Source organism: Lyticum sinuosum, assembly GCF_034471385.1.
Taxonomy (GTDB): Bacteria; Pseudomonadota; Alphaproteobacteria; order Rickettsiales; family Midichloriaceae; genus Lyticum; species Lyticum sinuosum.
This window is the reverse complement of record NZ_JARGYU010000001.1, coordinates 391,702-412,771: the sequence shown is the minus strand read 5'-3', so window position 1 is coordinate 412,771 and position 21,070 is coordinate 391,702. Positions and strand designations below refer to the sequence as shown.

17 protein-coding genes are annotated in these 21,070 nt (G+C 23.4%); 9 read left to right on the top strand and 8 right to left on the bottom strand.

Annotated elements, in window-relative coordinates; all coding sequences use genetic code 11:
- Nucleotides 1-419 precede the first annotated feature (419 nt).
- The 4 genes from Lyticum_RS01635 to Lyticum_RS01620 form a co-directional block, all read right to left on the bottom strand.
- A complete protein-coding gene (locus Lyticum_RS01635; RefSeq protein WP_322498585.1) occupies nucleotides 420-1,898 on the bottom strand; it encodes a hypothetical protein in 1,479 nt (492 codons plus the stop codon).
- A 38-nt stretch (nucleotides 1,899-1,936) separates the two neighbouring features.
- Nucleotides 1,937-2,398 (bottom strand): RpiB/LacA/LacB family sugar-phosphate isomerase, encoded by a 462-nt coding sequence (locus Lyticum_RS01630; RefSeq protein ID WP_322498584.1) that lies wholly within the window; start codon nucleotides 2,396-2,398, stop codon nucleotides 1,937-1,939.
- A 187-nt stretch (nucleotides 2,399-2,585) separates the two neighbouring features.
- Entirely contained in the window at nucleotides 2,586-3,584 is a 999-nt protein-coding gene (locus Lyticum_RS01625) for an RluA family pseudouridine synthase (RefSeq protein WP_322498583.1), read from the bottom strand.
- Nucleotides 3,562-4,626 (bottom strand): divergent polysaccharide deacetylase family protein, encoded by a 1,065-nt coding sequence (locus tag Lyticum_RS01620; protein WP_322498582.1) that lies wholly within the window; start codon nucleotides 4,624-4,626, stop codon nucleotides 3,562-3,564. Before Lyticum_RS01620 ends, Lyticum_RS01625 begins: the two co-directional genes overlap by 23 nt.
- 43 nt (nucleotides 4,627-4,669) lie before the next feature.
- Here Lyticum_RS01620 and Lyticum_RS01615 point away from each other — a divergent pair, with 43 nt between their 5' ends.
- From Lyticum_RS01615 to Lyticum_RS01580, 8 genes are all read left to right on the top strand, one after another.
- Complete coding sequence (locus tag Lyticum_RS01615) at nucleotides 4,670-5,638, top strand: biotin--[acetyl-CoA-carboxylase] ligase (protein ID WP_322498581.1); 969 nt, start codon at nucleotides 4,670-4,672, stop codon at nucleotides 5,636-5,638.
- A gap of 758 nt (nucleotides 5,639-6,396) precedes the next feature.
- Nucleotides 6,397-7,674: a transcription termination factor Rho gene (rho, locus tag Lyticum_RS01610; protein ID WP_322498648.1), complete on the top strand. Its 1,278-nt coding sequence runs from the start codon at nucleotides 6,397-6,399 to the stop codon at nucleotides 7,672-7,674.
- A 132-nt stretch (nucleotides 7,675-7,806) separates the two neighbouring features.
- A complete protein-coding gene (locus Lyticum_RS01605; RefSeq protein ID WP_322498580.1) occupies nucleotides 7,807-8,448 on the top strand; it encodes a CADD family putative folate metabolism protein in 642 nt (213 codons plus the stop codon).
- A 147-nt stretch (nucleotides 8,449-8,595) separates the two neighbouring features.
- A complete protein-coding gene (locus Lyticum_RS01600; protein ID WP_322498579.1) occupies nucleotides 8,596-9,855 on the top strand; it encodes an MltA domain-containing protein in 1,260 nt (419 codons plus the stop codon).
- A gap of 251 nt (nucleotides 9,856-10,106) precedes the next feature.
- Complete coding sequence (locus Lyticum_RS01595; RefSeq protein ID WP_322498578.1) at nucleotides 10,107-11,447, top strand: MFS transporter; 1,341 nt, start codon at nucleotides 10,107-10,109, stop codon at nucleotides 11,445-11,447.
- 9 nt (nucleotides 11,448-11,456) lie between these two features.
- The gene (locus Lyticum_RS01590; protein ID WP_322498577.1) at nucleotides 11,457-12,083 is read left to right on the top strand and encodes a demethoxyubiquinone hydroxylase family protein; all 627 of its coding nucleotides are present in this window, start codon (nucleotides 11,457-11,459) and stop codon (nucleotides 12,081-12,083) included.
- 73 nt (nucleotides 12,084-12,156) lie between these two features.
- A complete protein-coding gene (locus tag Lyticum_RS01585; protein WP_322498576.1) occupies nucleotides 12,157-12,864 on the top strand; it encodes a response regulator in 708 nt (235 codons plus the stop codon).
- A gap of 34 nt (nucleotides 12,865-12,898) precedes the next feature.
- Entirely contained in the window at nucleotides 12,899-13,624 is a 726-nt protein-coding gene (locus tag Lyticum_RS01580; RefSeq protein WP_322498575.1) for a hypothetical protein, read from the top strand.
- On the opposite strand, the gene Lyticum_RS01575 is transcribed toward Lyticum_RS01580, so the two are convergent.
- Together Lyticum_RS01575 and dapB are read right to left on the bottom strand one after the other, a co-directional pair.
- Nucleotides 13,621-14,745, bottom strand: a complete 1,125-nt coding sequence (locus Lyticum_RS01575; protein ID WP_322498574.1) for a hydroxymethylbilane synthase — start codon at nucleotides 14,743-14,745, stop codon at nucleotides 13,621-13,623. The genes Lyticum_RS01580 and Lyticum_RS01575 overlap by 4 nt on opposite strands.
- Before the next feature lie 27 nt (nucleotides 14,746-14,772).
- Nucleotides 14,773-15,594 carry a 4-hydroxy-tetrahydrodipicolinate reductase gene (gene dapB / locus Lyticum_RS01570; RefSeq protein WP_322498573.1) on the bottom strand — a complete coding sequence of 274 codons (822 nt, stop codon included), beginning with the start codon at nucleotides 15,592-15,594 and terminating at the stop codon, nucleotides 14,773-14,775.
- Nucleotides 15,595-15,822: 228 nt separating this feature from the next.
- Here dapB and Lyticum_RS01565 point away from each other — a divergent pair, with 228 nt between their 5' ends.
- Entirely contained in the window at nucleotides 15,823-17,559 is a 1,737-nt protein-coding gene (locus Lyticum_RS01565; protein ID WP_322498572.1) for a 30S ribosomal protein S1, read from the top strand.
- A gap of 309 nt (nucleotides 17,560-17,868) precedes the next feature.
- Here the strand turns inward: Lyticum_RS01565 and Lyticum_RS01560 are convergent, their stop codons facing one another.
- The gene (locus Lyticum_RS01560) at nucleotides 17,869-19,074 is read right to left on the bottom strand and encodes an LD-carboxypeptidase (protein ID WP_322498571.1); all 1,206 of its coding nucleotides are present in this window, start codon (nucleotides 19,072-19,074) and stop codon (nucleotides 17,869-17,871) included.
- A gap of 25 nt (nucleotides 19,075-19,099) precedes the next feature.
- The gene (locus Lyticum_RS01555; RefSeq protein ID WP_322498570.1) at nucleotides 19,100-20,968 is read right to left on the bottom strand and encodes a 2,3,4,5-tetrahydropyridine-2,6-dicarboxylate N-succinyltransferase; all 1,869 of its coding nucleotides are present in this window, start codon (nucleotides 20,966-20,968) and stop codon (nucleotides 19,100-19,102) included.
- Nucleotides 20,969-21,070 lie beyond the last annotated feature (102 nt).

Here is a 21,070-nt window from a genome sequence, read left to right as displayed (position 1 = left end):
ATAGATATAATTTATGATATATTGCTTAATTACATATAATGCTATTATTTTTATACATAATTTAAATTTTTATACATAATTCAAAGAATTATCTTAAAACTTCTTAGATGAATATTTTTATTGTTAAAATAAATATAGTAAAAATAGAGCAAAATTTTAGCAAAGAAAGCAATATTAATAAAAAACAAATTCAATTTTCTAAAAAATTGTAACATTTATAGAATGTTTTTAATATATAGAAAAAAATCTATAAAATAAAAGATTATTTTTTATAGATAAAAGATAAATACAAAATGACAAAAATTTATTTGTCAAGTCGTTTTATCATAAATAAAAAACTTTTTACATTATATTTTTCTTATTTTTCAGGATATTAAAATTCTTTATGATTTTAATATTATAATATAAATAAAGAGATATTATGATATTTCATGTGAATTTTTATCAGAAAGGCGATCAAATTTCTTTATTAAAAAAGATTTTAAATCAATGCATAAATCCTTAAAAATATTTATTGTAAAATTCACAGTTTTATAAAAATATGAAGGTATTTGTTTAATAATATTATATGAATTTTTAACCATTTTGTTTAATAATACAGAGACTTTATCTTTAAATATACTATAAAATACAAAAATTTTGACAAACTTCATATTTAATTTATCAGTACCATGATTTTTTTTAGAAGATTTTGTGCTAAAATTTTTATCAAAAATTATTCCTAGAATTTTATTTTGAATATTATTTATAATATTTATTTTTTCAGAATATTCATTACAATCTTTATCTAATTTTTTTGAAAAATCTTTTATTGCTAGAAATCCATTAACAAAAAATAATCTTTTGTTTGCAAAAAATAGATCATTATCATTTACAAAATTGCATAAATTACTTATATGAGTCTCTAATAATTGAAAATTTGCTATCGATGGATTATCCAATTTTTGAAACTCTAATATTATAAATAAGATAGAATGATAATCGCAAACAGTATTTATAATTTGATCAAAGAAAACATGCCCCATTAAATATTTCATCACTAGAATATGTAAATCACTTAAACTCCTATTATTTTCAATATCTTCTTTTATATTTTGTAAAAAATTTATTATATTATCTATAATATTATCATATTTCAAATCTTCTGAAATATTTAAATGTTTTTTTATTTGATCATGTATATACATTAAATGATATATAACTTTAGTATTATCATTATGTAAAAATTTATAAGAGCTGTTATATATATAATTTTTTTCAAAAATACATATATTTTCAATTATACGTAAAAATGATATAAAAAAATCTATTCTTGGTGAAAATACATTACTATCTATTGCTTTTATTTTAAAAATATAATCATTTGATAAACTTCTACTATCAAAAGTACAATTTACAATTATCAAATTTAGAAAATAATTAATACAAATAGGAGATTTAATCTCTCCATTAATAATATTTAAAATAGTAGAATTTATTTTTAGTAATGATAGATTAGCTTTTTCTGAGAGAAAAATATCACAACTATTAATTAAAACTAATAAAGACAATCTTAATGTAGGAAAATTAGTTGAACATTCTTGTTGTTTTAGAGATTTTACTGTTGAAGACATCTTTTGAATGATATCTTGATTATCTTGATTATCTTTATTAATTATAAGTTTAGCACCTATAAAAAAATCTAATAATGGAATAAATATTTTTAAATGAAATATATTTTCATCATTTATTCTTGATTTTAGTTCTTTACATATATCAATTGCTATTAAATTGAAATTCATATGAGTTTCAGTTATTAGTTGAATTTTATCATCTGAATTCTCGAATTTATTTATAAAATTATCTAATTCTTTATCTATTTTACTATATTGATTCTCAATATTGCTGTATTCTATCATAAGTTTTATATTAAATTTTGCGATTATTAATTTAAATTCTAATAGGTCATTTTTTTCACTCTATTATAGTATTTTTTATTGTATATAAATTCTGTTTTATAAAATAACTTATACATCGAAAAAGCTGTTTCATCTTGTATAAAATTAGATCCCAATACTAAAATATTGGCATTATTATGAGATCTAGCTAAAATAACATCTTTTTTGTTCCTACATAAAGCAGCCCTAATCCATGGAAATCTATTAGCTGATATACTCATTCCTATACCACTAGCACATATTAATATACCAAAATGAGGATACTTATTATTTTGTATTTGTTTTATTTTTTCTGCCATTAAAAATGCATAGTCTGGGTAATCGGATGGGTAATCATCACTAAATGGACCTAAATCTATAATTTTATTATAACTATCTTCAATAATTTCAGATTGTATTTTTTTTATTAGAAAGTTTTTTAATTTCAATCCTCTGTGATCAGAAGCTAAAACAGTATCCATTGTTTATCACACTTATAGTTAAGTTTATACACTTATTAAGTTTATACACTTAAATTGCACAGTCTTAAACACATTATTAGTATTTTATAGTTTATAGTAATGAATGAATATAAAACCTATTAATATTAAATAATATAAATAATAAATATTTACAAATTATTTGTTTATATACATACAATATTAATTGTTATTTACTAATTTCTTCATAAAGATCAATAATATCTTCTTCCAAAGAAGATATATATTGATAAAAATGTCCAGAAATAGGATGATAAAATTCTATTTTATATGAATGTAATGCTTGTCTTTTAATATCAGATATTAGATTATTAATTCTATTATTAGTAGAAATAAGAACTTTATGAAAATATATTTTGTCTCCTATAATCGGATGACCAATCCAATCCATATGAACTCTAATTTGATGGGTTCTTCCTGTTTCAAGACGACACTCTATTATACTAATTCCTTCTTTTTCAGCTTTAACTTTATAATGTGTAATAGCATTACGTCCTGATATTTGAGATACTCTCATTCTTTTTCTATTAGAAGAATCTCTTGATATAAGAGTTTCTATAGTTCCATTTTTCTTTAATAAATTTCCATAAACAATAGCTATATACAATCTTGATATTCTTCTTTCTTTCAATTGATTTACCATAATTTGATGTACATGATCATTTTTTGCAATGATCATCAAACCAGAAGTATCACGATCTAACCTATGAAATATTCCAGGTCTTATTGTATTAGAATAAGATAAATTTGTTCCATAACGAGCAACTAAAGCATTAACGAGCGTATCATCTTTAGTCCCTGCACCTGAATGTATTGTCAAGTTTGGTTGTTTATTAATTACAATTATATATTGATCTTCGAAAACAATTCGAATTGGTATATTATAATTTGGAATAACAATAAAATTGTTATTTTTTTCTTTAAATATATTATTATCATCACTAAAATTACAAAAAATAGTTATAATATCTCCTTTAGAAATATTAACATTATTTTTATTAACAACTTTTTGATTATTAGTTACATATCCATTCTTGATTGCTTCTTGTATAGAAGATCTTGAGTACTTATTCATATGATGAGCCAAAAATTTATCAATGCGACTCCATTCTTCATTTGCTATAAATTCTATCAAATTTTCTTTTTTATTTGTTATTGTTTTTTTCATTTCTTAAATCCATAATTGAACTCAAATTATAAAATTTAATATTATTATTATATTTATTATATTTAAGCCATTCTCGTAATACTTTTATACTCATAGGATAGCTTCTAATAACACCTATTAAAGGTTTGCCAAGATTAGTACTTTGTGCTACTATATTATTAATATTTTCAAGAGTTTTTTGTGGTTCTAACTCAGAATCAAGAATAAAATCAAACATTATTTTATTTGTTTTATTTGAGTTATCACTTTTTATAATTAAATCATCATTGACATCATTGACATCATGAAAATTCCTATATTTTGTTATTATCCAATATGCGAGATAGATGTTAGATTTTGTTAACTCTTGCATAATGACTGTTTCAAAAATATCAGTGTTTGTTATATCTTGATCTTTTGCCAAGTAAACTCCACTTACTCCTTTGCTCAAAGTAAGAATTTTCCTTAATTTTTGAAGATTTTCTTCATTACTAGAATTTTTTTTTAGTGATAAATTACCAGTATTGTTATTTTTTTGATTTAATGTACTAACCGGTAACCAAATTATTGTTTGATAACCGGAATTACTTGCATTTATAAGTAAATTTCTCAATTCACTGGCATATGGATTAAAACCTAATGTTACGTGATTTGGCAATGTAAACAGTAATTTGTTTTCATTTTTAGACATTCCAGCATCAATAATAACAAATGAAAGCATTGCTTTTTTTTGAGGTTTGTTTTCAATATCCGATATTGGAGGTATTTCTTTATTAGGATTTATTTGCTTTTGTAAATCTTCTTGAGATAATTTATTTTTTATAAAAGGATTATGAGAAATACCATTCATTTTGTTTTTCGAATCATTGTCTTTGATTAATAAATCAGCTTTATGATTATAAGATTCATTTATATTATGATTATCATTGAAATAATAAAATTTTTGCCAAAAAAAATATAATATTATAATAATAATGATAAAAGTAGATACTTTTACAAGAGAAATTTTATTTCTTATATTTTCAGAAGAACTAGTTTTTTTTATTATGGAGTGATTATTCATTTAAATTTTATAAATACTAATAAATTACAAATATTAAAAAATTATGGAGTATCAAATTTTATTAAATAAGTTTTTACCAGATGTGACTGTTTTTTTATATAAAGAAATATCTAGCACACATAAAAAAGCTAAATCAATCATAATGAACAATGAAGGTAAATCTGGACTTTGTTTAATAGCTCTTAAACAAAGTGATGGAATAGGACAATATAATAGAAAATGGTATAATTCTGAAGATAGTCAATTATCTATGACTTTGCTAATAAATTTAACATCTCAAAAAATAAATAAAAATAATAATAAAAACGAAAATATTTTATTTAACGAAAAAGAATCTATTATTCAGGATTTTAATAAGTATTTATGGCAATTATCTTATATGACATGTGTTTCAATAGGAGAATCTTTAATACTTATTGAAAAGATTAATAATTCTCAAGAATCCATTGATTTTTGCCAAAATTACAAATTTATATTAAATAAACTAAATATAAATAATAATATAGAAAATGTATTGCATATCTCAAATAATCTTTACTATAAATGGGTTAATGATATATTTTTAGGTAACTTAAAGTTAGGAGGTGTATTACATGAAGTTGTAAATAGCATAGATATTATAGATACATGGCTCTTAGTTAGTATAGGAATAAATATTAAAGGTATGCCAATAATAAGCATAAATAAACATAATAATAAAATTACTGAAAAATTAACACATGCTTCTTTTCTTGCTCAATTTGGCATCAATATTGATCCAATTAATTTAGCTTACTATATTATTCATGAATGGTTTAAACAATATAAAATATTATTAAGAAATGGATTTATAAAAATAAAAAAATCTTGGCTAAAAAGAGCTCTTTTTCTTGGTGAAAAAATTTTTATTACAAATGAATTATATAAAGAATCTGGAATTTTTATTGGTATTGATGATTACGGTAGATTAATGATACAAAATGATGAAAATGAAATAAAAACTATTATCCATGGTAGTATGTATAAATATTAATATTTACATAAATTTAATTTACATTTAATAGCTTTATTTATTATCCTATTTAATATCAACTAAAATAAATTAGATTTTTTATTGAAATTTTATTAAAAAATTATTCTATTTTTAATACTAAATAAAAGTATTTGACAAATATCTTAAAATAACTGTAGCATTAAAAATGACTGTCGCAGTTAGCTTTACTCTTTTTTTTTATATTCTTAATATTTTATACAATAAAATATATTAATAATATTAATTTATAAAAAATTTCAAAATATTTAAACTAAAGCACATCATCTTTGAACAATTTTTTAATATTTAAAGATTGTAAATATATATACGTTTAAATCATTTTTTTACTCAACTAGACTCAATACTTAACTAGATATATTTTTTAAAGATAGAATTAAAATTCTATGATAAATATCTTTATTTTTAATATTTTTTTCTAAAAAAAGAGTTTAGTTTAATATTTTAAATAATAAATATTTTATAAAAATCAATCAAATAAAAATTATATGTCCACTCAAAATTCAGAACAGAATATAGTTAGAAAAGGACAAGACATGAAACAAATAGAAAATTTAGATGAAAAACAATATCAATATAACTATAAAAGTATTAAAAAAAATTTGAAAAAAGATAGTATAAGATTAAAAGTACATGATTTTTCTTCCAGATCTTATAAAAATTCTGATAATGGAAAAATAGTCAATATAGATCTTAATTCAGAAGAAAAAATTTCTTCTTGTATTAAAGACATAAAATCAATGGAAAGTTATTCAATTCATGAAATAAAGAAAAAAACAGTAGAAGAATTATATAAATTCGCAATAGAACTAAATATATCTCATCCTGATACAATGTATAAACAGGACTTAATTTTTACAATAATGTGTCGGCTTTATGAATATGGATGCAATATTACTAGTTCTGGAATTCTTGATATAATACAAGATGGTTATGGATTTTTGCGATATAAAGAATTTAATTACTGTGCTGGTCCTTCCGATATTTATGTACCACAGGGCTTTATTAATAAAAATGGACTAAGAATGGGTGATTTTATTGAATGCTCAATTAAATCACCTTATAAAGGAGAAAGGTATTTTTCACTTAGTCGTATAAGGAGTGTTAATCATTCAAATGTTGGTGATTTTAGATTTAGACGCAATTTTGATGATTTAACTCCACTTTTTCCAAAACATCAAATAGTTCTTGAAAATACTCTTTTAAAAAATAATATAAATGGAAGATTAATTGATATTATTGCCCCAATAGGATTGGGTCAAAGAGCTTTAGTTGTTGCTCCACCACGTACTGGTAAAACATTTCTTATTCATAGCATGGCACATGCTATTACAGCCAATTATCCTGATGCGTATTTAATAGTTCTTTTAATAGGTGAGCGTCCAGAAGAAGTCACTGATATGATAAGATCAGTTAAAGGAGAAGTTGTCAGTTCTACTTTCGATGATCCATCTCAGAGACATACTCAACTTGCAGAAATAGTTATTGAAAAAGCTAAACGTTTAGTTGAAAATCAAAAGGATGTTGTAATTATTTTAGATTCTATTACCAGATTAGCTAGAGCATACAATGATGTAGCACCTTCTTCAGGTAAAATTTTAAGTGGTGGTGTTGATTCTAATGCATTACAAAAACCTAAAAGATTTTTTGGAGCAGCACGTAATATTGAAGAAGGTGGATCACTTACTATTATTGCAACAGCACTTGTTGAAACAGGCTCTCGTATGGATGAAGTAATATTTGAAGAATTTAAAGGAACTGGAAATTCTGAATTAATTCTTGATAGAAAAATATCAGATAAAAGAATCTTCCCAGCAATTGATATTATTAAATCTGGTACTAGAAGGGAAGATTTATTAGTTAATAAAGATATATTAAACAAGATATGGGTCCTAAGACGCATAGCAAGTAATATGAGCACAATAGAAGCATTGGAATTTATATTTGCAAAATTAAAAATTACAAAAGATAATATGGATTTTTTTGAACAAATGGATACACATAATCCAAGGAAATAAAATATATAATAAATATACATATTTATTAACTTGACTATTATTTTTATAAGTATCATAGTCCTACAACGGTTATTTATATTTAGCAAATATAAAAAATTTATGTAAATTCTATTACTTATTTATTAATACTCTATGAATTTTATAAATGATTTAAATAATGAACTAGAAAATTGGTTTTTACTTAAACATCCTTTTTATAATGCATTTAATCATGGAAAATTACCTAAAGAAACATTGATATTGTATGCAAAAGAGCGTTTTCATCATATATATGTATTTGCTAGATTAATTAGTCAAATTCATTCTCAATGTTGTGATATGGAGAGTAGACAAGTTTTGTTAGAAAATTTAATTGATGAGGAAAGAGGTGATAATAATCATCCAGAACTATGGAAACGTTTTATTTATGGTATATCCCCCTCAACCGAATTAGATTCATCTCCAGAACTTGAATCTACATTAAAATTAATTGATGGTTTTTTTGATTTGACAAAATCTGGATATTCTACTGGATTGGGGGCTCTTTATGCCTATGAAAGACAAACGCCATCTGTATCAAAATCTAAAATTGAAGCATTAAAAAATCATTATAATATTACTGATCCAAGCACTCTTGAATTTTTTTATGTACATGAAAAAGTAGATGTATGGCATACAGAAGAGCTTGTCGGTTTGATAAATAAACTTGATAAAGATAATAAAAATTTTGCTCGTAATGGCGCAATTGAAGGAGCAAAATTATTATGGAATTTTCTCGATGGATTTCCTATATAATTTAATATTTTTAAATTAATAGGGTTTCCTATATAATTTTTATTTTCAGAAATTAAAGAATTATTGTAAAAAAAATATTTTACGAAATATAATTAATAATATAAAATGTAAAAATTTTTAAATAAACAATATACTTTCTATATCCTGATGTTATTCACAGGACAAAAAATATTTAATATAAAAACTATTTATTATCTCTTTTTTAACTTAATTAATAATTTTTTTTATAAAAAATTTGTAGATTATTGTATATATCAAAAGATATTATTAAATCTTTTTTTAATTATATTACATACGTTAATTATATCTGGATGTAGTCGAATTCATCACAACAACATTAATGATGATTTTTCTCTCAAAAGAGTTACTTTTAATGACCTTAATAGATGGAATAAAAGTAATACTCACTATCAATCACTTCAAGTTTTTACATTATCATGTAAACCTATAAAAGCTCGCGATCCATCTTTGAATTTTTCAAAAAAAATAAAAAAATTTGGAAAAAACTATCAATGGCAAAAGTTATGTGATGTTGCTGAGGATTATATTAATAAAATCGAAAAAATAAAGAAATATAATAAATTAAATCAAAATCAAAGATATAAATTAAATAAAATTGCAAAAGAATTTTGGGAGAAAAATTTTACTCCTTATTTTATTACACATAAAAATAAAAAACGTGGAATTATTACAGGGTATTTTTCAATTGAATTAAAAGGATCGCGTTCTATGAAATCACCTTTTATATATCCAATATATAAAGTTCCAGATAATAATAAAATAAAGATATCTAGAAAAGATATAGAAAATGGAGCTATAAAAGGATCAGAAATAATATATGTTGATGATATAGCACGTAAGTATTTTCTTCATGTTCAAGGTTCTGGAAAAATTGTTTTAAATGAAGATAATTCAAATACAATAATTTTATCTTACCATAAAAGAAATGGTTTTCCTTATAGATGTATTAATGAAAAAATAATCAAATATTATCCAAAAACTAAAATTGGTAACACATCAGAGATAATAAAATGGCTAAATGAACATAAAAATATTGCACAAGAAATTATCAATCATGATCCTTCTTATATTTTTTTTAAAGAACAAAAATATAATGGTTTTATTGGGGCACAAGGTATACCTCTAACAACAGAACAATCTGCTGCTGTAGATAATACAATATATAGCTATGGGACACCTATATGGGTTGATACTATTATGAATCATAAACATTCAGTTCATAAAGTTAATAGTAAATATTCTCGTCTTCTAATTGCTCAAGATAGAGGTGGTGCAATAAATGGATCAAATAGAATAGATTTATTTTTTGGTAGTGGGAAAAATGCTGAAAGAAGAGCATCAAGTATGAGAGAATATGCTGATTTTTACATTTTATTACCACATTAAAAAATATGTTATATGTTTATTAGTTCAAATTAATTTAAATATATATGAAAATTTATTGATTTTATTTTAAATAATTTCTAAAAATTAAAATAGTTATATTTTATGTAAATTTTATATACATTTGTATGTAGAAATGGTTCTTGCTATCAAAGAATATTTGCAATATCATCTTTAATTATATGTTATTTATTATATAAATGTAGCAAAAGCTAAATAAATATAATTAGACCTCTATACAATACATTCAGAAAATGATTGATTTTATTATTCGAGGAACATTAAGTCTATGTATAAAACGTAATATAGTTATTATCGGACTTATGGGATTTTTCGCTGGATTACCGCTTTTGATGTGTGGTCCAATTCTTGCTTTTTGGTTATCTCAGTCAAATTTAGATATTTCAATAGTTAGCTTTGCAGGATTATCATCTATTCCATATGCATTAAAGTTTTTATGGGTACCATTTATTGAGTATAAATCACCACCTTTATTGAATTATATATTCAATCGTAAAAAAAAGATAAGTAATCATAAACTTTGGCTTATTTCGACTCAACTAATAATTGGTATAAGTATGATATTATTAAGTCAAATAAATCCTTTAAACAATTTAAAATTTTTAGTATTTTTAGTTTTTGTTATCAGTGTATCTGCTGCTACACAAGAAAGTATTATGTTAGCCTATGATTTATCTCGCCTTAACTCATTAGAATATAGTATGGGTGAAGCTATGAGAACAAGTGGTTATCGCTTAGGAATGCTTTGTAGTAGTGTATCATCATTATACTTATCTAGTAGTTATGGTTGGGGAGCATCTTATTTTTGTATAGGAATATTATTAATATTTGGATCGATTTTTAGTATGCTTTTAAAAGATTCATTTTTATCAAGACAAACTATAGTTTTAAACTATATAAATTCATCAGATAAAAAATATAAATTTAAAGCTTGGATTTTGCGTTCTATTATTGATCCTATTTCTGAAATAAAAAATAAAGAAGGATGGATTGCAATTTTTATACTAACCTTTATTTACAAAGCTGGTGATAATTTAGTTGGAAATCTTCATAATGTTTTTTATACATCTTTAGGTTTTTCAAAGATAGAAATAGCAGAAATATCTAAGATTTTTGGAACATTTGCAACAATAATTGGCTGCATTTTTAGTGGAGGAATGATAAATCGGATAGGTCTAGGAAAATCACTGATTTATGGTTGTTTAACACATGCCATTGCTACTTATCTATATGTTATTATGTACGGTATTGGATATAATAAATTTGCTTTATATGGCCTTATATTTTTAGAGCATTTTACAGGTGGATTCCGCACAACTGCTTTATTTACACTCCGTATGTACATATGTCAAAATAATATATATTCTGTAACTCAAATGGCTTTATTATCATCTATCAGTACTATGGGAAGAAGTTCATTTTCAATATGGTCAGGATGGATTGTAAAATACTTTGGGTGGAAAACACTGTTTACAATAGCAACACTATTATCTGTACCTGGACTTGTAATTGTTTTATATATATCTTTAAAAAAGAAATATTCTTTTTTACAGCCTAGAACATCAATTGATTGATACTTTGTAATGAAATTTCTCCCTGGTGATAAAAAATACTCTTTTTTTAATAATATTCATATAGATATAGATCTAAAATCTATTATTAGAGTGAATCATGCAGGAGAAATGGGAGCATGTCAAATATACCGTGGTCAAATATTTGCAGCTAAATTAAAAAATTTTTCAGAGGAAACTATTGATCAGCTATATGAAATGCTAGAACAAGAAATTGAGCATTTTCTTTATTTTTCTGAAAAAATTATAAATTATAAAGTAAGACCAACTTTAATGTCATGTTTTTGGAAAATTGGTGGATTTTTTATAGGATTCATTACTGCAATGATAAATGAATATTATGCTATGGCATGTACTGAGGCTGTAGAAGAAGTTATAGATATTCATTATCAAAAACAAATTATACAAATACAAGAATGCATTAAAAATATATCAGATTTAGATTCTATTTCTACTATAAATAGCTTTTTAAAAAATTTTTTAAAAAAAATTGAGCAATTTCGTCTTAATGAGATAGAACATAAGAAAATAGCAGAGAATCACAATAAATATGTAAACACAAATAAATTATTAAAGTTAATTAAACGAACAATTAAATTAATTAGTTTAGTAGCAATTTTTGTTGCAAAAAAAATATAAATTTCTATGCTGATTAATTGAGTATATTTTACTCTTAGGAATTATATTTAAAATTAAATTAATATATCAATTTATGAAAACTAAACCGCTGAAGTTTACAGTACTATTAGTTGAAGATGATTATTCAATATCAAGTATTATATCTTATATTCTTGAAAAAGAGGGTTATAAAGTTATATCTATAAGTGATGGTGGTAGTGCAGTTGAAGTTGCTTGTAAAGAATCTCCTGATTTAATTCTTCTTGATTGGATGTTACCTAGAAAATCAGGAATTGATATATGTACTGAATTAAGAGACATTAAAGAAACATCAAATATTCCAATCATAATCATATCTTCTAAAGGAGATAGTATTGATAAAGTTACAGGATTAGAACGTGGAGCAGATGATTACATGACTAAACCATTTTCTTCAATAGAGTTATTAGCTCGTATAAGAGCAGTTGTTAGAAGAATAAGACCTGCATTTGGAGATAAAAAACTAGTATTTAATGATATAGAAATGGATCTCTCATCATATTCAGTATCACGTTCTGGAAAAAATATAAAATTATCATTTATTGAATTTCAAATTTTACGACTTCTTATGGAATCACCAGAGAAGGTTTTTTCAAGAGATGATTTTATTATAAAAATATGGGATCCGAATTCTAATGTTGACTATAGAACAGTTGATGTTCACATTACTAGATTACGTAAAGCTTTAATAGATGCATGTCCAGAAAAGGGGAATGTCATAGAAACAATTAGAATGGCAGGATATAAATTAAGATCAATATAAAATAATTAATAATTTCATTCATAATTTTTATAAATTGTGTTTTCATAGTGATAAAATTAAATATAATATTCTTTATAAGAAAAAATTAATTATAATTAGTATATTATTCTTTTTTTGTATTTATTATTTTAATAATACAAAATTCTTACTAAATTATAAACAATATTTATCTTTTTTCAACTTCAAAACTTATGAACCTTTATATGCATATGAAAAAGCATATGAAAAAGTTGATGGTAAAAAAGTTAATGATAAAAAAGTTGATGATAAAAAAGTTAATGATAAAAAAGATAATGGTAAAAAAGTTAATATATCAGAATCTATTCATGCTTATGAGTTAGTTTCTCAAATAAACATTCCAGATAGTGGTACTTGGAATATTAAATCTAATAAAATAACATATAATGAAAAATCAGAAATTATTATAGTTAATTTACAAAGTTTAGAATTTGGATCAGAGAAAAATAATTCAAAGTTTATAAATCATATAAAATTTAGTTCTCCTTATACAAAGATATATGATAAAAAAGCATCATTTATGCATCCATCAGTTGTCACTACTTTAGACAATTATCAATATACTATTTATGGTGATGATGGTATTTTAGATATGAAACAAAAAATTGTTTCTATAAATAAAGCAAGAATTATATCTGATAAAATCACAATAAATTGTGAAAAATTATCAATTGATATGATAAATAACAAAACTATTATGCAAGAAAAAGTATGTATTGAATTTACAGATGAAAAATTTTAATACTTAAAATATTTTATTTTTTCTTTTAATTTTCTTCCTAATTCTGATCCTAAATTATAAGCATCTTCTACTGTATTAACAACATTACTTACTTCATCAAAAATAATTTCAGAATAGTTAATATCTGAAAGAAAACCTTTAATTTTCATAATTTTAGATTCTTTTAATATATTTTTATTATACTCTTTATTATTAAATTCACTATAACAACCAATAGGTGTATAGCAATCTCCGTTAATAATTTGTAAAGTTGCCCTTTCTGCAATAGATCTTAAATAAGTTTCTTCACAATTAATTTTTTTCAATATATTTGATAAATAATTATCTATTTCTGTATGTTTTTTTGTAACAATTGCTATTGTTCCTTGTCCTGCTGATGGTATAAATTCCCATGGTGATATTTTTATTGGAACAATATCTTTAAGATTTAAAGCAGCACTGATTCTTTCTAATCCACACTTTGCTAGAATTATAGCATCGAGATTCCCTTCAATTAATTTATTAATTCTATTATCTATATTACCTCTCATAGGAGAAATTATATATTTAGTATCTTTAAGAAAATAAGATAATAATGCTGATCTTCTTGGAGAACATGTTCCTAAAGAAAAAGGTTTATAAGGTCTATAATAATTTATTAATTTTACTATTTTATTTAAACAATATTTTGAAAATTCTTCTTTTATAGAAAAAAAACTATTTTTAATTTCAAAAAAATTATCAGTATAATTTTTTTCATAATTTATCATTATTTTAACATCTTTATCATTTATTAATTCAAATATATTACTTTTTATTAAAAATATATCTGATGGATTATGTCTTGGTAAAAAACAATTTATTTTCAATTCAGGATGATATTCTGTTGGAATATCTTTTAAAGAATGAACTGCCATATCTATATCTCCAGATAATATCTGCTCATCTATTTCTTTAACAAATAAAGACTTCCCTCCTATATCACAAAGTTGTTTATCTGATATAATATCACTTAAAGTTTTTATTTGCTTGATAAAAACATCTCCACTAAACCCCACATCTCTCATGGATTTTATAACTATTTCAGCCTGTTTTATTGCTAATTTACTAGATCTTGCACCTATTATGATATTTTTCTCCATTTTTAAGAATTTTGATTAACTATTATTTCATAGTTCTAGCACATTATCTATAGTATATAAACCTGGAGTAGCAGAAATAGATACACCATCTATACAATTTTCTGATAAATTATTTTGAAAATATAACTCTTTACATAATAACCATAAAACAGATTTTATTACTCCTTGCACAAATGCTTTACGGTCAAAAACTCTATGAGTAATTGTTATCATTTCATTATCTGTTGTGAAGTTTATGGTATGCTCACCTACAATAGATCCACTACGACAACTTAATATTGGAATTAAATTAGATGATTTATTACTATTTTTATTATTATATTTTAATTTTTCCTCTAAAGATCTTTTTAGTTCTAATGCTGTTCCAGATGGAGAATCTTTTTTATTTCTATGATGTCTCTCTAGTATATCTATATCTGAATATTCTCCGATAATTGAGGCTAATTGCAATGATATAAATTTTTGTGCAAAAGAGCCAATACTTGTGTTAGGGGCAATAATTATTGGAGTAAGATTTGAACATCTCTTCAATTTGTCAGAAAAATCATTAGGATCCCATCCTGTTGTTCCTATAATAAGTGGTTTTGGGTTATTTTCTACTGTATCTAATATTAAATTAAGAAGTGATTTATTAGAAAAATCAATAATACAATCATTACTTTCAAAAACTTCCTTTATATTAAATTTAGATGAACTACTATAACTTGGTCCTAAAGTTAATATTATTTGTTTATCTAATATAGTATAAGTAGAATTTATATTTAACTCAGATATTATTTCTTTACCCATTTTTCCTGTTGCTCCAATAATACCTATTGAATAAGATTTATAAAAATTTTTTTTATTCATGAAAATTAATAATAAAATTGGTAAAATAAAAAATATATAATATTTTTTGTCTTTCCATAAAGAATATTGTGTAGTATTAATATTAAAATATAGTGTTTGAATATTTTATGATAACATTTTTACTGTATAGAAAATAATTTATTATACATTTTTATATTATATAGTAATTAAAAAATCTATAATTCAAACTAAAATTAACCAACTAACAGATAATAATATCTCAAATAAATGAGTTTTAGTAACCTCCAAGAAATAAATTTAGAACCTAATGATCAAAATTTACAAGAAGATTATATAAAACTTCTTGAAGAACATTTTCAATCAGAAGTAAGAGAAAATACCCTTGTTAAGGGAACAGTTATTGATATAAATAATGATGCTGTCATTGTAGACGTCTCTTTTAAGAGTGCAGGTAGAATACCTATTTCAGAATTTGTTATTACAAACCAAAAAGATAAAATAAAGATTGGTGATGTTATAGATGTTTATGTGGATAAACTTGAAGGACGTGACGGTTGTATAGTTCTGAGTAGAGAAAGAGCTGTTAAAGAAAAAATTTGGCTTTATTTTGAAAATGCACATACTAATAACGAAACCGTAGATGGAATTATAATTGGACGAGTAAAAGGTGGCTTTGCTGTAGACTTAGGAGGACTTGTATCTTTCTTACCAGGTAGCCAAGTTGATATACGCCCAATAAAAGATATATCAGCACTCGGAGGAATTATTCAAAGCTTTAAGATCTTAAAAATGGATAAAACTCACGGAAATATAGTTGTATCTCGTAGAGCTATCATGGAAGAGTCACGTAAAGAAGCACGTGATGATCTCATTTCTACTATAGAAGAAGGAATGATTTTAGAAGGAGTTGTAAAAAATATCACAGGATATGGTGCATTTGTTGACCTAGGACCAATAGATGGTCTTATTCATATAAGAGATCTTGATTGGGATCGTAAATTCCATCCGTCAGAAGTTTTAACTGTTGGCCAAAAAATAAAAGTCATGGTTATAAAATATAATAAAGAAACTCAAAGAATATCATTGGGTTTAAAACAATTGACAAAAAATCCTTGGGAAGAAATTACGAAAAAATACTCTGTTGGATCTATTCATAAAGGTAAAATAACTGCTATTACAGACTATGGAGCATTTGTTATGTTAGAGCCTAATGTAGATGGATTAGTTTATCATACAGAACTCCATTGGACAGCAAGAAATGTTCATCCTTCTAAAATTGTTAGTGTAGGTCAAGAAGTCGATGTAATGGTATTAGATTTTGATCTCAGCAAACATAGAATAAGTCTTAGTGTCAAGCATTGTCAGAAAAATGCTTGGGAAGAATTTATAGAAAAACATCCTCAAGGTAGCAGACTTAGTGTTGTTGTACGTAATATATCCGATTTCGGTATATTTGTCTCAGAAGCTGATAAAATAAATGATGAGCTCTCTCTTAATCTTTTAATCCCTATTCAAGAAATTGATTGGAGCGAAACTTTACAAGAAGAAATATTACGTAAATATTCTAAAGGAGATATTATAGAATGTGTTATTATAAATGCTGATCCTCAAAGAGAAAGAATTACTGGAAGTATAAAAAGACTCTCTGAAGATAACTTACTAGGACTTGCCGAAGAAATGATGAAAAAACAATCAGTCGAAGTAATAGTAACTGATGTAAAAAGAGATGGAATTGAAGTAGAAATAAAAAATGGAATAACTGCTTATATTGATCGCTATGAATTATCAAATAGTAGAAATGAACAAAAACCTCAGAACTTTACTATAGGACAAAAAGTAAATGTAAAAGTTGTAAAATATGATAGCGATAAAAGAGTATTTAATTTATCTATAAAAGAACTTCATATAGAGAATGAACAAAAAATGAAAGAAGATTATCAAAATGCTCAAAATAATAATTTTGGTAGCGCATTAAGTGATGCTTTAAAGTTAAATGATAAATAAAATTTGCATATTACTATTTTTTTCTTTTATTAATTAAAAAAATTAGAATAATCATTGTTATATAAATATTATTCAAAATAATATTCATTACTCTTGCATATAATTATGATTATTTATTTATATTAATAATAAATAATTTTATTTTAAAAACAAACTAGGTACATTAACTTTAATCTGCATATTACTATTTTGTTCTTTTATTAATTAAAAAAATTAGAATAATCATTATTATATAAATATTACTCAAAATAATATTCATTATTTTTGCATATAATTATGATTATTTATTTATATTAATAATAAATAATTTTATTTTAAAAACAAACTAGGTACATTAACTTTAATCTGCATATTACTATTTTGTTCTTTTTCTATTATGGCATCAGCTCCATAAATCCATGGGTAATTATTATATTCATGACCAAAGCTTATAGTTTTATACACAGGAAAGTTAGCCCATTCTGCAAATTCATCAATGATTTTTTCAAAACAACTTGAATCCAGATTATTTTTATCATTCACTGTTCCAAAAACAACTGCTAAAACATTATTAAATTTACCTGCTTGAATCATATGGTTTAGATTACGAGCAAATCTGTATGAATTTATATTTGTATCTTCAAGCATCAAAATGTGATTATCAGTTTTTATTTCATATGGTGTACCTATAGTACTAATGATAATTTCTAGGTTTCCACCTGTCATTTTACCAGATATATTAAGATTATCTTTCATTTTTGTAGATATATTACCTATTGGAATAATTTTTGGAATATATATTTTTTTAACTTTTCCAGATAGTAAATTTACAATGTTTTTTATATTCATAGGATTTTTTTCTTCACCTGATTGGACAATTTGATATAGACAATCTCCATGTATATTATGCCATCCAAATAACTGATAAGTAGCAATCATAATATATGTCACATCACTAAACCCAATTATAACTTTTTTATTATTATTATTGAAATTTACTAAATTATCAGTTTTTTTAGAAGAAAAATTTTTAATTTTTAAAATATCTTTATTATTTAATAATCTAGCCGACCCATATCCTCCACGAAATGACCACAAAAATTTGATTTCTGGCAACTGCATATAACTTAATATTTCTGATTCACTATGAGAGTGAATAATCGTATCTTTAGAAATTAAATTATTATAATCGTAATTATTATATATTTTATTGAGAGAAGGAAGTATAGATTTTAGTTCATTTATTTGAGAATTCTGCAATGGAGTTGAAAATGGAACAGCAATAATTTTATTATTATAAATCATAGAATTTATAATATTTAATGTATCAACTTCAATTATATTATGTGTTTTTTCTTTATTATTTTTTGATTTATTGATTTCAAAGAGATGATTAATTTTTTTATTTATAATTGATTCATTTTGATTAGTAGTCTCAGTGATATTATTAGAATACGTAGATATATATTTTAAATATAAAGAAAAAAATATAATAAAAAAAAATATTATTAATTTTTTCCAAATCTTAATTATCATATAATAAAGATTTTTTATAAAAAAATTATTTTATAATATTTTCAATTTCTAAAGCAATATCAGTATTAGAATCACGATATTTTATAATAATAGGGCAATTAGCTTGTAACCCATTCTTATTTATCCAATCTTGAGATGTTGAGCTTCTATTTATACTTCTAGATCCTGGAACTACAAGAGCATTTTTTGGTATAATTCCTTTATATATTTTAAGTTGTGTTATATCATAAATAGGTGTTGATCCAGATAATATCACTCCTGGAGCAATCACTGCTTTTTCCTTAATTATTATTCCTTCAAGAATGATAGATCCTGCTCCTATAAATACATCATTTTCTATTATAACTGGTAAATTTCCTACAGGATCAATAACACCACCTATTTTTACACCTGCTCCTATATGAACTCTTTTTCCTATTTGAGCACAAGATCCTATAAGCACATGACTATCAACTACTGTTTCTTCATCTATATAAGATCCTATATTAATATAAGATGGTGGCATAATAACACATTTTTTTCCAATATAAACACCTTCTCGAATAGAACTACCACCTGGTACCATCCTTATATTATCTTCAGCAGTAAATTTACGTGGTAATAAAATTAATTTATCAACAAATCCTATATATTGTGAACTAAATTGATCTAAACATTCAGATTTATGATTACTAAAAATATCTAAAATTTTTTGTTTAACAAATTTATTTACATTCCAAATATCAGTTTCAATATTATATTCAGCAGATCTTATTTGGCCTTCATTGAGCATTTTTAAAAATACATCATCATCGATAGAATTAACATATGAATCTAATTCCGAGTTATTATGTATTTTTATAGATTTTTGTGTAGATTCATTTTCATTTTTTAGTTCGATACTTGATTTAGAATCACTATAATAAGATATATTTTTATTTTGTATATTTTTATTTTTTATTGATTCAAAAGAATGATTTATTATAGATTCATTTATATCTAAAAAATCAAGTGGTAAACGTACTGTCATATGTTTTATTTGCCCAAGACGGTACATTAAATATTTTATAGGTAAAGGATTTACACCAGAATTCGCTATTTCTATAGCTATATTTGTTAAAAAATCTAATGAAAAATCAATATTATTATTTTTTCTATCTTTATTATCAAATTCATAAGATTTAGATTCATTATTTATATACTCACAATAATATTTTACATAAATATGTAATTCAGATGGTAAAATATTACTTATTACAGAGATTAAACCAGAAATCTGTGTAATTTTTGTTGCTTGAGATAATAAACTATCATCTCCACAAAAAATTTCAATTTTAGGATTAATATTATTATATTCTTTCATTAAATCTAGATTTCCACCAGAATCTTTTATAGCAACTAATCTAGGATGATCTTTTAAGTTCTTAATAGTATCATGATAAAGAGGAACACCAGATCTACTTGGAATATTATATAACATACATGGTTTTTGAGTCATATTCATAATGAATTCAAACCACTTAGTTTGTCCTATAATTCCTGGTTTAGTATAAATTGGTGTTGTTAATAAATAACCGCAAATATTTGAAAAATTCTCACATATATTTATTAACTCTGCGTTATCAATAATATTAATACCAGGAATACATACAATAATAGGTAAATCTTGAACTTCAGAAGTAATTTTTATAATAGATAATTTTTCATTTAAAGATAAAGAATTTCCTTCTCCTGTACTTCCAAATATAATAACACCATTTTTAGCTTGTTTTTGATGTTTTAAAAGTATTTTCAGAGTCAAATAATCTACATTATTATCCGAAGTAAATGGTGTAATTATTGCTGTCCATAGTGATGTTATATTTGAGAATCTAAAACTCGATCCAGATAAAGAAGAACATAATAGATCATTCATATTATTTTAATGGTATTAGTATAATTAATTAATATTCTACCATTATTTATAATGATATATTATACTAATTACATAAATATATGAATGATACAATAAATTAAA